Origin of the sequence: Paraburkholderia sp. EG286B (assembly GCF_040965655.1) — a bacterium.
GTDB lineage: Bacteria > Pseudomonadota > Gammaproteobacteria > Burkholderiales > Burkholderiaceae > Paraburkholderia.
In genome coordinates this window covers 14642-28011 of record NZ_JBFRCF010000031.1, presented here as the reverse complement: position 1 = coordinate 28011, position 13370 = coordinate 14642, and the positions used below count along the sequence as shown (strand labels likewise).

At 60.7% G+C, this 13370-nt stretch carries 11 protein-coding genes; 7 read left to right on the top strand and 4 right to left on the bottom strand.

Features of this window, described 5'->3' with window-relative positions; all coding sequences use genetic code 11:
* Positions 1-42: 42 nt before the first annotated feature.
* The 4 genes from AB4Y42_RS38175 to AB4Y42_RS38160 are packed head-to-tail and all read right to left on the bottom strand — an operon-like array spanning position 43 to position 4778.
* Entirely contained in the window at positions 43-1926 is a 1884-nt protein-coding gene (locus AB4Y42_RS38175) for a polysaccharide biosynthesis protein (protein ID WP_368697143.1), read from the bottom strand.
* Entirely contained in the window at positions 1913-2950 is a 1038-nt protein-coding gene (locus AB4Y42_RS38170; RefSeq protein ID WP_368697174.1) for a glycosyltransferase family 4 protein, read from the bottom strand. Before AB4Y42_RS38170 ends, AB4Y42_RS38175 begins: the two co-directional genes overlap by 14 nt.
* 26 nt (positions 2951-2976) lie before the next feature.
* On the bottom strand, positions 2977-3933 hold the full coding sequence (locus tag AB4Y42_RS38165) for a UDP-glucose 4-epimerase family protein (protein WP_368697173.1): 957 nt from the start codon (positions 3931-3933) through the stop codon (positions 2977-2979).
* Positions 3930-4778: a glycosyltransferase gene (locus AB4Y42_RS38160; RefSeq protein WP_368697142.1), complete on the bottom strand. Its 849-nt coding sequence runs from the start codon at positions 4776-4778 to the stop codon at positions 3930-3932. Before AB4Y42_RS38160 ends, AB4Y42_RS38165 begins: the two co-directional genes overlap by 4 nt.
* A 288-nt stretch (positions 4779-5066) precedes the next feature.
* Here AB4Y42_RS38160 and AB4Y42_RS38155 point away from each other — a divergent pair, with 288 nt between their 5' ends.
* The 7 genes from AB4Y42_RS38155 to AB4Y42_RS38125 all read left to right on the top strand — a co-directional run bounded on the left by AB4Y42_RS38155 (position 5067) and on the right by AB4Y42_RS38125 (position 13216).
* A complete protein-coding gene (locus AB4Y42_RS38155; RefSeq protein ID WP_368697141.1) occupies positions 5067-6809 on the top strand; it encodes a hypothetical protein in 1743 nt (580 codons plus the stop codon).
* Between the two features lie 222 nt (positions 6810-7031).
* Complete coding sequence (locus AB4Y42_RS38150; RefSeq protein ID WP_368697140.1) at positions 7032-8456, top strand: UbiA family prenyltransferase; 1425 nt, start codon at positions 7032-7034, stop codon at positions 8454-8456.
* Between the two features lie 3 nt (positions 8457-8459).
* On the top strand, positions 8460-9776 hold the full coding sequence (locus AB4Y42_RS38145; protein WP_368697139.1) for an FAD-dependent oxidoreductase: 1317 nt from the start codon (positions 8460-8462) through the stop codon (positions 9774-9776).
* A complete protein-coding gene (locus tag AB4Y42_RS38140; RefSeq protein WP_368697138.1) occupies positions 9773-10513 on the top strand; it encodes an SDR family oxidoreductase in 741 nt (246 codons plus the stop codon). Before AB4Y42_RS38145 ends, AB4Y42_RS38140 begins: the two co-directional genes overlap by 4 nt.
* Positions 10514-10565: 52 nt before the next feature.
* On the top strand, positions 10566-11504 hold the full coding sequence (locus AB4Y42_RS38135; RefSeq protein ID WP_368697137.1) for an NAD-dependent epimerase/dehydratase family protein: 939 nt from the start codon (positions 10566-10568) through the stop codon (positions 11502-11504).
* Positions 11505-11510: 6 nt separating this feature from the next.
* Positions 11511-12794, top strand: coding sequence for an NAD(P)/FAD-dependent oxidoreductase (locus AB4Y42_RS38130; protein WP_368697136.1), 1284 nt, complete (start codon positions 11511-11513; stop codon positions 12792-12794).
* On the top strand, positions 12791-13216 hold the full coding sequence (locus AB4Y42_RS38125) for a GtrA family protein (protein WP_368697135.1): 426 nt from the start codon (positions 12791-12793) through the stop codon (positions 13214-13216). The genes AB4Y42_RS38130 and AB4Y42_RS38125 overlap by 4 nt, the downstream gene beginning before the upstream one ends.
* Positions 13217-13370 lie beyond the last annotated feature (154 nt).

The following is a 13370-nucleotide window of genomic DNA, read 5'->3' as shown; positions in this document are numbered from 1 at the left end:
TAGCCGATACACAGCTGACACCAAGGTCGCCCGTTGCGCCCCCTAGCCAGCAGCGCGCACCGACGTGCCCCCTACGCTCTGCAGTTTAGGTGTACCCGACGGCTGATACTCCGGCACCCAGCGCCGCAGATCGCGGCGCACTTCGTCGTCGCCCGGTACGCGATGCTGCATGAGCCATGGCAGCAATTCGTCGAGCAAATTGTCGGGCACTTCGCGTGCCTTTGCCGTGCGCAGCTTCGCGTGCGGAGTGCGCGTCGTGGTTTCGTCGTCGGCGAGCAGTTCTTCGTAGAGCTTTTCACCGGGTCGCAGCCCCGTGAAAACCACGCGAATCTGTTCTTCCGAGTAGCCATAAAGGCGGATCAAGTCTCTCGCGAGATTGACGATCTTAACCGGCTCACCCATGTCGAGAATGAAAATCTCGCCGCCGCGCCCCATGCTCGACGCCTGCAGCACCAGTTGCGACGCCTCGGGGATCGTCATGAAGAAACGCGTGACTTCCGGGTGCGTGACGGTCACGGGACCGCCCTTCGCGATCTGCTGCTGGAACTTCGGAATTACGCTGCCGGCACTGCCCAACACATTGCCGAACCGCACGGTCTCGAACTGCGTGCGTTCGCTGGTCTGCTGCAACGCCTGGCAGGCCATCTCCGCAAGGCGCTTGCTTGCACCCATCACGTTAGTCGGGTTGACCGCCTTATCGGTTGAGATCAGCACGAAGTGCCTCACCTGATGCTTGATCGCCGCGCGCGCCACTCGATATGTGCCCAACACGTTGTTGCGAATCGCCTGCCATGCGTTGAGTTCCTCCATCAACGGAACGTGCTTGTATGCAGCGGCATGGAAAACGATGTGAGGCGTATAGCGCCCCATGACCTGGTCAAGCAGAAGGGCATCTTTTGCGTCGCCGACGATCGGCATCACTGAAAGCTCGGGAAAGCGCTCGTGGATTTCTTCTGTGAGTCGGTACATTGCGTACTCGGACACATCGAGCGCGACGAGTTGCGCGGGTGCGAAACGCAGAATCTGGCGGCACAGTTCGGAACCAATTGAGCCGCCTGCACCCGTGACCATGACGACCCTGCCACTCAGCAGCGCCTCGACGTGCGGCGTATCAATGTTGACCGGATCGCGTCCCAGCAGATCCTCGAGGTCGATGTTGCGCACCTGAGAAAGGAAGCCCTGGCCAGGCAGCAAATCGTTCAATGAAGGCAGCATAAGCGCCTTCACGCCGGCTCGAACACATTGTGTGGCGACACGTCGTTGCACATCGGCGGACGCCGACGGTATGGCGATGATGGCAAATTCGCAACGCAGCGTTTGCGCCCATTTTGCGATGTCATCGATCGAGCCCAGCACCTTGTAGCCGTAGATCTCGCGCCGTTGCTTCGCGGGATCGTCGTCGAGCAGGCCGACGAGGCGCCATTCCGCGGAGCGCGAGAGCTCGCGCGCGAGACTCGCGCCGGCCCCTCCCGCGCCAATCACGATTACGGGCTTGCCCTGCGCGACAAGACCGCCATAAAGATAGAACTCCTTGCTCGCGCGATAGAGTGCCCTCGAACCGCCCATGACGAAGAACACGAGGAGCGGCGAAACGATCAGCACCGAACGAGGGATGATCGGCACGGGCTGCACCATCACAGAGCCGATCATGACGACCAGTGCGGCCGCTATGATCGCCTTCGAGATACGCATCAGATCCGGCAGGCTCGCGAACACCCACATACCGCGATACAAGCCAAAGATGCGGAACATCACCGCATAGACAGGCAGCACCCAGATCAGCGTGCTCACTGCACCGTGCCAGAACTCGGGCGGAACAGACGCGTTAAAGCGTAGAAAATAAGCGGTCAGCCATGCGGCTGCCACCGCGCCAATATCAAAGAGAAAGGCGCTGAACGAGAGCCAGGAGGCTTTATTGCGGAGCATCAGCGTCAACCTCTGTTTTTCTACCAAGGGACTGGAAAGCACGCCAGCGAGCGTCAATCGCCGCGCCCATCAAAGCAAGCACAACAGTCCAACCAGCAACGAGCCCCCACTGGAGCGTCGTGGAGCGATCAAGGGCCCAGACAGCAAGTACCGTGCCGGCTAACATTACCAGATACCACGCCAAAGCCGTAACTGCGTGCCCCGTCCCGAAACGGACCATGCGCTGATAATAATGCTCGCGATGGGCCTGCCAGAATTTTTCGCCACGCAAAAGCCGACGGATCAGCGTGACAGAGGCATCGCCGATGAACGGCGAAAACACCAACACCGGAAACCAGACTGGCCAGCCACCACTACGCCAGCCCCAATAGCCTAGCGCTCCGGCGAGAAAGCCGATCGGAATCGAGCCGGAATCGCCCAAAAATAGCTTTGCCGGATGGAAATTGAAGAGCAGAAACCCGGCCGCTGCGCCAGCAATCGCCGCGCATACCCAACCGAGTTCCGGCATCTGCCCGGGCCCAAAGAGTGCCGCGACTGCATAGGCGCTAAAACCGAACAGTGCCATACCGCCGGCAAGACCGTCGGCCCCGTCCATGAAATTGTATAAGTTGACTAGCCACAGCATCAAAAACGCCAGTCCGACGAGGCACCACCAAGGAACGGGAGCCGGATAAACAACGATCAGCGTCAGCACCGCAAGGAAATGCGCAGCAAAGCGCACGCGCGCCGGAAGTCCGCGGCGGTCGTCAATCTGGGAAACGGCAGCGAGAAATGCCGTGCCAAACGCGATCAGCCACAGCGAGGGCGCCAGAATCAGAATAGCCAATACCGCGACCGGCACCAGGCCCCAGCCTCCGACGCGCGGCGTCGGCCGCACATGCAGTGAGCGCTCGTTTGGGATGTCCGTGGCAAGGCGCCACGCGAGCCCGCTCTTCAGCAGAAACGCGAGTATGGCCGCGCACAGCGCACCGCTAGCCAAGGCGATCCACACGGCGCTCAACGGTGACGAAATCGGTAAATGCATGATCAACGTGTACGGTCTCCCCAAATTCAGTGCGTCGCACGATACCAACGAGCAGTGGCTTCCAACCCCTCCTCCACCGCAAACGGCGGCTGCCAGCCGAGTCGCTCACGAATCAGCGACGTGTCGACTTGCAAGCTGGACGTCAGACGCTCCAGTTGGGCCGCGCGGCCGGTCACTGCGCCGGCGGCGCGTAGCAGCCCCGTCGGAACGGGAATCAAGCGTGCGGGCTTCGAGAGATGGCGGCCGAGGCCGCGCAGCAACTGGGCAACGGAAAGGTCGTCGGCATCGGCCACATGAAAGCAGGCGTTGGCGGCTCGCGGGTCGGTGATGCAATGCATGAGCGCATCGGCCAGATTTTCGGTGTATACGAGACTGCGTCGCGCACTCACCGAACCGAGCGGCAGTGGCACGCCACGCCAAAGCGCGTCCATCATCTGCAAAAAATTGGCTCCAACTCCCGGACCATAAACGAGCGGCGGCCGAACGACCACGACTTCCAAGCCCGTTTCTTCACTCAAACGCCAGAGCGCCTCCTCCGCCGCTCGCTTCGAAAGTCCATACGGGTCGAGTGGCATGGGCGGCACGGATTCCGCCAGCGGAACGCCGCCATCCACCTCTGCCACAGCCTTGATGCTGCTCACAAAGATCATGCGGCGGGCCCCAGAGGCCTGTGCCGCACGGGCAACGCGCAGAGTGCCCTCGACGTTCGTCGCACGGAACGCCGCCAATGGATCGGGAACGTCATCACGCATCACGTGAACGCGCGCAGCCAGATGCACAACGCAATCCGGGGACAAGTCGCTCGGCCACGCCTCTTGAAGTCCGACGAAATCCGCCGTCTCGTGACGCCATTCGCGCACAGCATCCGTGCCGACGCTGCCGCTTCGCAGCAGCGCAGTCACGTCGTGGCCACGCCGTGAGAGCGCCGCGCACAGCGCTTTCCCTACGAGACCATTCGCACCGGTTACCAATACGTGGCTCAAAGCCATTTCCACCCAAACCGGTTATAGAACTTGAACGCCGACGTGAGGAACATCCGTATGTGCGCCAGCCCCTTGCGCGATGCACCGCCGCCGTGGTGCAGCACCCGCACCGACGGCGCATAGACGACACGCGCCACATCATGCGCACGCAGGCTGAGATCGTAGTCCTCGAAGTAGAGGAAATAACGCGCGTCGAAGCCCGCAAGCTTTTTGAGCACGATCGTGCGAAACAGCATGAAACAACCGCTCACGATCGGCGGATCCCAGATCGTGTCACGCGCGTTGATCTGCGCGCGCATCTCGTAGCGGGCGAGGCGGGCTTCGAATGGCCGCCGAGCGGCGCGTGGCAGGAAGCCGCGCACGAACAAATCGACGAGGGTCGGGTATTGCCGGCAAAGATATTGAAGCTGGCCGGCATCGTCAACGATAGCCGGCGTAAGCAGGCCTGCTTCGGGATGTGCATCCAGAAAAGTCACCGCCTCGACTAACGCGCTGGGGTCGATGTCCACGTCGGGATTGAGTACGAGGTGATAACGGCTCGATGCCCGCTCAATCGCCAGATTGTGACCGCGCCCGTAGCCGACGTTACCTTGCCCGGCGATTTCCGTACAGGAGATGCCTGCTTGCGACAATGGTGCGAGGCTGCTGCGCATCTCAGGCATGCCGCCGTTATCGACCAGATACATGTGGATCGACGTTCCCGGCTTTGCGCGAGTCAGCGCGGCGCCGGCGCGCGCAAGACTGGCAAAGGTTCGCGCGAGGAGATCCCGGTCTGGATGAAAGACAACCACCGATACGGACACCACCACGGCATGATCCACACTAGATACCGAACTCACTGTCATCTGGATATGCGACGATTCGGCACCGTATGCGCCACTCGTATAAACGGGGTCGATTGAAACCGTCTAGTGTGCTGAAAATACCCGTTTCAGGCAACTGACTTTTCCAATTGTTACGCAGTATAAGATAATACAGGGTGCGATCGCGGGTGAACCAAACCGTTGTCGCATTGAGGATACGAATAGTACAGTAGCGCCCGTATGCCGCCCGGCCACGTGTAAACAAGATTAGTCGAGCTCGACCGGCGAATATACCGTGGACCGATTGTCGGCACGCTCACCTACCAGCTTTTGCAAATCGAAGCGAATTATTTCCCAAGCAATTTGAAAACTCTGATCAAAAATCGCCAATCCTGGCCGACGATCGTCCTTTTACTCGGCGCCGTGATTTTCGCGACGACCTGCTTCGGGGTGATTTCGCATTTCTCCCCGGTTCCTTACGGAGATCAGTGGGACGGCACGCTGGGTTTCTATTTGAATGCGCTCGAACATCCCTGGGCGGCGTTTTTTGACCTGCACAACGAGCATCGCCTGTTCTTTTCACGACTCATCTTCTTCGTGGACATGCGCTACCTCGGCGGGCGCAACGTGCTCGACCTCGCCGCCAACGTAGTCCTGGCTGCATTGATCGCCATCGTGCTCTATCGGATCACCAGCCGAAATCTGACACATTCGCGCGCATCACGAATGATCGTGGGTGGCGGCGCACTCGCCTTTACGTTCGCGTGGATGCAGGCGGAGAATTTTACGTGGGGCTTTCAGAGCCAGTGGTTTGCCGTCTACCTGTTCGGACTCTGCGCATTCGAGGCCCTCGATCTCAGCGAGGGGGCCCGCAAACGCGGCGCGTCTGCGTCATCGGCCGGATGGTTCACACTTGCCATCGGGGGCGCGATCATGGCGGCGCTATCGATGGTGAGCGGTGTCCTCGTTGCCCCAGTGCTCGCCGTTCAGGCTGCGTACCTCCGTACAACGCGGGTGCGCCTTCTTGTGATCACACTAGCGACGGCGGCAATCTGGCTGGCCTACTTCACGGGTTGGCATTCGAATTCACCGAGCGGAGGACTGCGCGACGCGTTCGTGCACCACCCTCTCGGCGTCGTGCTTTACGTACTGCTCTATCTCGGTTCGCCGGCGACCTGGGGCTGCCTCGGCATGCCGGTGAGCGCCCTGTGGGGTGCAACCGTACTCCTGGGCCTCATTTATGCCCTATGGATTGCGCAGCAACGTCGCGCAGTCATCGGCACCGCGCTGCTAGCGATGGCAGCGTTCATCAGTGCGAGTGCATTCGTCACTGCCGTCGGGCGAATTGGCTTTGGCGTCGATACTGCTACGTTGTCGCGCTATACCACCGGGCCGCTGCTGATGACCGGATCGCTCCTCGCTTTTCTTTGGCTCAATGAAATTCGCCCCGAAAGGCGACGTTGGATCGTCGGCGGTTTCGTTTTTGTACTCGTCATGATTGCGGTTGCGCAGCGCATGGTCTTTCACTCGACGCAACGCGAACTCTACGCGAAACGCGTGGCGGGCCTCGCGGTGCGCGCAAAGGTCTATGACGCCCCTTATACGTCCATGATCTACCCCAACCCAGCGGCGCTACAGGGAGTTGCCACGCGCGCCCAGGCAGCGGGGCTCTCCATTTTCGCCCCTGACCAGCGCGACTTTGCTGTGCCGCCACAGATGGTCTCCGCGAGCGCCGGCTGCATCGGTAAGATTGACAGCATTAGCGCGACTGCGACCCCTGGTCGGTTCGCGGCGACTGGATGGCTTTACGACCCTGCCGGCAAGCGATACGTCTCGTCGATCGTGATCGCCGATCGCACTGGTAAGGTACTGGGCACGGGCATCACCGGCGCACAACGCCCGGATCTCGCGCCGATCACTGGATCCAGTGATCGTTACGGGGGCTGGACAGGCTTCTTCAAACGGCCGAGCGAACCCGACATTCGGCTTTTTGGCAGGCTCGAAACCGGTCGTTACTGCGCGATTCCCGATGCGCAAGCCTTGGACACCAGCAAGACCCAACCGCCCGCATGAATGCGCCTGCGCGGCTTGACTGACCCTGGCTCCCAGGAGCGGTGATCCACCGCCCAAGCTGTCAACAGTGCGCAGCCACGCAACAGATCGCCGGGACACCTGTAACGGTGGCGCAAGTTCCGGGTAAAATTCCTGGCTTGAAAATGGCGCAGGATTCGGATGCATCGAGACACGTGCCCAATAAACCACATTCTATAAACCCATTGCCAACTGGCCGACTGTATGCGCAGCAGACCACTCGTTGTTGACCTGGATGGCACGTTGATTCGATCGGATGTGCTAATCGAATCGGGATTCGCTTATCTCAAATCCGCGCCGCTGCGGTTTTACCGCCCGCTCATGTGGCTCGCGCGGGGTGGCAAACCGGCCCTTAAGGCCGGCCTTGCCGAGAACACCAATGTCGACGTTACCGTCCTGCCTTATGACGCGCAGGTGCTCGACTGGCTCAAGGCGGAGCGCGAAGCCGGACGCCCGCTCGTGCTCGCGACTGCCAGCCACGAGCGCTATGCCAATGCCATTGCCGACCATCTGGGTCTCTTTGACCAGACATTCGCGACCGCAGACGGTGTCAACCTCTCGTCTCAACGCAAACGCGACAGGTTAGTGGCCGAATTTGGCGAAAAGAACTTTGACTACGCAGGCAATTCGCACGACGACATCGCGGTCTGGCAATCCGCTGCACGCGCGTATGTCGTGAATCCGGCGAGCGGCGTCGAGCGCGCCGCCCGCAAGATCGGCAATGTCGAGCGTGTGATCGAATCGCGACCACCGGCGCTGAAGACCTGGTCGAAGTCATTGCGCCTGCATCAGTGGCTGAAGAATCTGCTGATCTTCATACCGCTTCTTGCCGCGCACAAACTCGCCTATCCGGACCTCATCGTCGCAGCACTAATCGCTTTCTTCGCCTTCGGTCTCTGTGCATCGAGCGTGTATCTGCTCAACGACATGCTCGATCTCGAGGACGACCGGCACCATCCGACCAAGCGCAAGCGCCCTCTTGCATCCGGCGCGCTTCCGCTCACCTGGGGGCTAGCGCTCTTTCCTGTCCTGCTCGCGGGCGCCTTCGCACTGACCGCACTATTTCTTCCATGGCGCTTCGCCGCGGTGTTGTTGGGCTACTACGCTCTCACGCTCGCCTACTCGATGTACCTCAAGCGCCAGGTGATGGTGGATGTCGTCGTGCTGGCAATGCTCTATACCACTCGAATCATCGCCGGAACCGCCGCCATCGGCGGTCACCTCACATTCTGGCTGCTCGCGTTCTCGATGTTCATCTTCCTGAGCCTCGCGCTCGTGAAGCGCTACGCAGAGCTCTATTCGATGCAGGCGCGCGGGCTCGCCAAAACACGCGGGCGCGGCTACGTTGCGAGCGACCTTTCGCTCATCTCGTCGCTCGGCACGGCGTCCGGTTATCTCTCTGTGCTCGTGCTTGCGATGTATATCCAGGATGGCAACACGGCGCATCTCTACCGGCATCCACAGATCATCTGGCTCGCGTGCCCGCTGCTCCTTTACTGGGTGAGCCGTACGTGGATCATCGCGCACCGTGGTCTGATGCACGACGACCCGATAGTATTCGCCGCGCGCGACCGTGTGAGCCTTGCAGTGGTGGCGCTCTGCTGCCTCGTCTTCTGGGCGGCGACCTGATCGATGGATACGGTGCAGTCCTGGGGCCGCTATCCCGCCCTCCCGCAACAGGCACATGCAATCGCGTGGCGTGACCGCGCGGCCGCGACCTGGCGCGAGGTGATCGAAGCAAACGGCAACGCGCTCGCATTCGGCAACGGACGCAGCTACGGCGACAGTTGCCTCGCCGCCTCGGACCACGTGCTGCAGACCCTGCCACTCGACCGACTGATCGCTGCCGACTGGGCGACTGGCGTATTGCGTGCAGAGCCGGGCGTCACGCTCGAACAGATCCTCGAGGTCGCCATACCGCGTGGCTGGATGCTACCTGTCACGCCCGGCACCAAATATGCGACGCTGGGCGGCGCGATCGCCAATGACGTCCACGGCAAGAATCACCACGTGCGAGGGACGTTTGGCCGCCATGTGCGCCGCTTTGGACTGGCGCGCAGCGACGGCGCGCTGCTCGAATGCGCACCGGACGCGCATACGGATCTTTACGCGGCCACGATCGGGGGCCTCGGTCTCACTGGGCTGATCCTTTGGGCGGAAATCCAGCTCATGCCGATCCGATCCAGCCTGATCGACGTGACGAACATCCGCTTTTCGAACCTCGACGAGTTCTTCGCGCTTTCCGAACGCCTCGACCCGCTGCATGAGTACAGCGTGGCATGGGTGGACTGCCAGAGCCGCGGTTCGACGCTTGGGCGCGGCATTTTCATGGTCGGCGACCACGCGAGAGGCGGACCGCTCGAAGTCGACCGCCGCAAGAAGCGAACGGTGCCGATGACACTGCCCGTCCCGATTTTCAACTCGCTGACCTTGCGCGCCTTCAACGGCGCGTACTACCACCGCCAGCGCAGCGGCGAGAGGCGCTCGAAAGTGAGCTACGACGCTTACTTTTACCCTCTGGACAGCCTGCTCGAGTGGAACCGGATTTACGGTCGAAAAGGCTTTCAGCAGTACCAGTGCGTCGTGCCGCCCGAGGCAGCGCGGGACGCCATCCGCGAAATCCTCGAGGCCATCGCGATAAGCGGCACGGGTTCTTTTCTCGCCGTGCTCAAGCGCTGTGGCGATATCGCCTCGCCGGGGCTTCTGTCGTTTCCGCGCGAGGGCACGTCGCTCGCACTCGACTTTCCACAGCGCGATGCACAGAATGCGCGGCTTTTCGCGCGTCTCGACGCGATCGTGCGCGAGGCGCGTGGCCGGCTCTATCCGGCGAAAGACGCTCACATGACCGGCGCGGATTTCCGGGCCGCCTATCCGCAATGGCAGCAACTGGAAGCCCTTCGAGATCCAGCGATGCTTTCACGGTTTTGGGAACGAACGACACAAACATGAAAAATATCCTGATCGTAGGTGCGACCTCGGCCATCGCGACGGCATGCGCCCGTCGCTGGGCTGCGCAAGGCGCGAGCTTTTTTCTCGTCGCACGCAGCGCAGAGCGGCTGCAGCAGGTCGCCGACGACCTCCGCGCGCGCGGCGCCAAAGGGGCGGTGTGCCATGAGCTCGACATTAACGACGTCGATCAGCACGCGGCCATGCTGACGCGCTGCGAGGCCGAATTCGGCACTATTGATATCGTCCTCGTCGCGCCCGGGACTCTGCCCGATCAGGCACAGTGCCAAGCTGACCCAGCCGTGGCGATGCGCGAATTCAACACCAACGTCACGTCGCTCATCGGATTGCTTACGCCGATCGCGAATCTGGTTGAGGCCCAGCGCCATGGTACGATCGCCGTCATTTCGTCCGTTGCGGGCGATCGCGGCCGGCCGTCGAACTATCTCTACGGTAGCGCGAAGGCCGCACTCTCGGCATTCTGCGAGGGTCTGAACGCCCGTCTTTTCAAGGCGGGTGCACATGTCGTCACGATCAAGCCTGGCTTCGTCGCTACGCCCATGACTGCGGGCCTGCCGCTGCCCGGCCCGCTCGTTGCGACCCCGGACAAGGTGGCCGCCGACATCACGCGCGCAATCGAAAAGAACAGGGACGTTATCTACACGCCCTGGTTCTGGTCGCTGATCATGTTGATCATCCGGTCTGTACCGAAATTCGCGTTCAAACGAGCGTCGCTTTAAGGACGCGCAGATGGCAAATCACGTAGAGCACCATTAAATAATTCGCTAACGCATGAATCAGACTCGCATCATTCTTCCTGGCGGCGCCGGTTTGGTCGGACAAAATTTGGTCGCCCGGCTCAAAGCGCGTGGATACACCAATCTCGTCGTGCTCGACAAGCACAAGGCCAACCTCGAAGTCCTGCGCCAGGTTCATCCGGACATCACGGCGATCTATGCGGATCTTGCCGAGCCCGGCGAATGGGCCAGGCACTTCGAGGGTGCCGACGTCGTAGTCATGCTGCAGGCGCAGATTGGCGCGCCGACCGAAGAGCCGTTTGTGCGCAATAACATCGTGGCAACGCGCCATGTGCTCGACGTCATCAAGCAGTACGGCATTCCCCACACCGTGCACATCAGTTCGTCGGTGGTGAACTCCGTCGCCGACGACTGGTACACGCAAACCAAGCGCGAACAGGAAGAGATCGTGGTGGCGTCCGGCATCAACTGCGTCGTGCTGCGCCCGACGCTCATGTTCGGCTGGTTTGACCGCAAGCATCTCGGCTGGCTCTCGCGTTTCATGCACCGCGTACCCGTGTTTCCGATTCCGGGCAGTGGCAAGTACATGCGTCAGCCGCTCTACGTTGGCGACTTCTGTAACGTCATCATCAGCAGCATCGATTCGCGTATCAAGGGGCAGGCCTTCAACATTAGCGGACTGGAACGCGTCGACTACATCGACATCATCCGGCAGATCAAGCGCGCGACGCGCGCACGCTGCGCGATCGTTCGCATTCCCTACGGCCTCTTTTATGTGCTGCTGAAGATCTACGCCGTGTTCGACAAGAACCCGCCGTTTACGGCCGATCAGCTCAAGGCCCTAACCGCTGGCGACGAGTTCGAGGTGATCGATTGGGAGGGCATCTTTGGCATTCGCGCCACGCCGTTCGCCAAAGCCATGGACGAGACGTTCAACGATCCCACCTATAGCCACATCGCCCTGGAATTCTGAAGACACATGAGTACAGAACGCATCGCCGTGCTCGGCGCGGGACCGATGGGTCTTGGCGCCGCCTACCAACTGGTCAAGGACGGACGCAAACCGATCATCTTCGAGGCCGATGACCGCGTGGGCGGTATGGCGGCCTGCTTCGACTTCGGCGGGCTTTCGATCGAGCGTTACTACCATTTCCACGCGATCTCGGACCACGCGTTCTTCGAGGTGCTGCGCGAACTTGGCATCGAAGACAAGATGAAGTGGTGCGAAACGAAAATGGGTTACTTCTACCAGGGCCGCGTGCAGCCTTGGGGAAATCCCATGGCGCTGCTCAAGTTCAAAGGCCTGAGCCTGAGCGCGAAGTTTCGCTATGGCCTCCATGCCTTCCTCTCGACAAAGCGCGACGACTGGAAGCCCCTCGATCATGTCGAGGCCACGAGCTGGATTCGCCGCTGGATCGGCGAAGAGGCGTGGGAAGTGCTGTGGCGGCGCCTGTTCGACTACAAGTTCTACGATTACGCGTACAACCTTTCGGCTGCGTGGATCTGGAGCCGCATTCGCCGTATCGGTCGTTCGCGCTACAACCTCTTCCGGGAAAAGCTTGGCTATCTCGAAGGTGGCTCGGACACGCTCCTGAACGGCATGCGCAGCTACATCGAGGCGCATGGCGGCGAGTTCCGGCTCGGCGTGCCTGCTCAGAAAGTCGTGATCGAAGGTGGCAAGGTCAAAGGCATCGAGGCAGGGGGTGAGTTCCATGCATTCGACAAGGTGATCAGCACGATCCCGCTGCCTTACGTGCCGCGCGTGATGCCCGACCTGCCGACGGACATTCTCGAGGCGTTCCGCAGCAAGAAGAACGTTGCAGTTGTCTGTGTGATCGCCAAGCTCAAGAAGCGCGTGACCGAGAACTTCTGGCTCAACACGAACGATCCGGAAATGGATATTCCCGGCATCGTCGAGTACACGAACCTGCGGCCGCTCAACGACCATGTCGTGTACGTGCCGTTCTATGTGCCTGGTGAGCATCCGAAGTATCAGGAACCGGACTCCGCGTTCATCGACAAGGTCAAGCGCTACCTCATGAAGATCAATCCCGCGCTGACGCCGGACGACTTCATCGACGTGCGCGCGAGCCGCTACCGTTTCGCGCAGCCGATTTGCGAGCCGGGCTATCTCGATCGGCTGCCGCCGATCCAGTTGCCGGTGGAAGGTCTGCTGGTTGCCGACACGTCGTACTACTACCCAGAAGATCGCGGCATTTCCGAAAGTATCGGGCTGTCGCGCAAGATGGCGAGGATGGTATGACGAGAGCGCACGCGGTGGTCCGGAGCGGCTTCGTGTCGAAGAACTTCCTGATGTTCCTGCTCACCGGCGGCTTTGCGGCTGCGGTGAACTGGAGTAGCCGCATCCTCTACAACTTGTGGATGCCCTATTCAGCGGCCATCGTCGTAGCGTACATCACGGGGATGATCACGGCGTTCATTCTCGCGAAGATGTTTGTGTTCACGGAAAGCAAGCAGTCGACGCATCGCTCCGTGTTCTTTTTCACGCTTGTTAATCTTGTGGCGGTGGTGCAGACGTGGGCGGTGAGCGTGGGGCTGGCGTATTACGTGTTTCCCAAGCTAGGTGTGACGTGGCACGACCGTGACATCGCTCACCTGGTTGGAGTCGTTGTGCCAGTGTTCAGCAGCTATATCGGGCATAAGAAGTTCAGCTTCAAGCATTGACAGCGCGAGCCAGTATCGGGAGTACATTCGCCCCACCGGCTTCACGAGCTCGCCCTCGCGCCAACTAGTCGACAGCCTTTCACATATGCGCCGATGTTTTCTACATATCGGTACCCATAAGACAGGTACCTCCTCTATTCAACGTTCGCTCACG

What these genes read in the sequence shown, in the direction of transcription:
- AB4Y42_RS38145 (WP_368697139.1), top strand. Translation starts at nt 8,460, where the DNA reads ATGGATACGGTGCAGTCCTGGGGCCGCTATCCCGCCCTCCCGCAACAG.
- AB4Y42_RS38140 (WP_368697138.1), top strand. Translation starts at nt 9,773, where the DNA reads ATGAAAAATATCCTGATCGTAGGTGCGACCTCGGCCATCGCGACGGCA.
- AB4Y42_RS38130 (WP_368697136.1), top strand. Translation starts at nt 11,511, where the DNA reads ATGAGTACAGAACGCATCGCCGTGCTCGGCGCGGGACCGATGGGTCTT.
- AB4Y42_RS38160 (WP_368697142.1), bottom strand. Translation starts at nt 4,778, where the DNA reads ATGACAGTGAGTTCGGTATCTAGTGTGGATCATGCCGTGGTGGTGTCC.
- AB4Y42_RS38170 (WP_368697174.1), bottom strand. Translation starts at nt 2,950, where the DNA reads ATGCATTTACCGATTTCGTCACCGTTGAGCGCCGTGTGGATCGCCTTG.
- AB4Y42_RS38175 (WP_368697143.1), bottom strand. Translation starts at nt 1,926, where the DNA reads ATGCTCCGCAATAAAGCCTCCTGGCTCTCGTTCAGCGCCTTTCTCTTT.
- AB4Y42_RS38150 (WP_368697140.1), top strand. Translation starts at nt 7,032, where the DNA reads ATGCGCAGCAGACCACTCGTTGTTGACCTGGATGGCACGTTGATTCGA.
- AB4Y42_RS38135 (WP_368697137.1), top strand. Translation starts at nt 10,566, where the DNA reads ATGAATCAGACTCGCATCATTCTTCCTGGCGGCGCCGGTTTGGTCGGA.
- AB4Y42_RS38125 (WP_368697135.1), top strand. Translation starts at nt 12,791, where the DNA reads ATGACGAGAGCGCACGCGGTGGTCCGGAGCGGCTTCGTGTCGAAGAAC.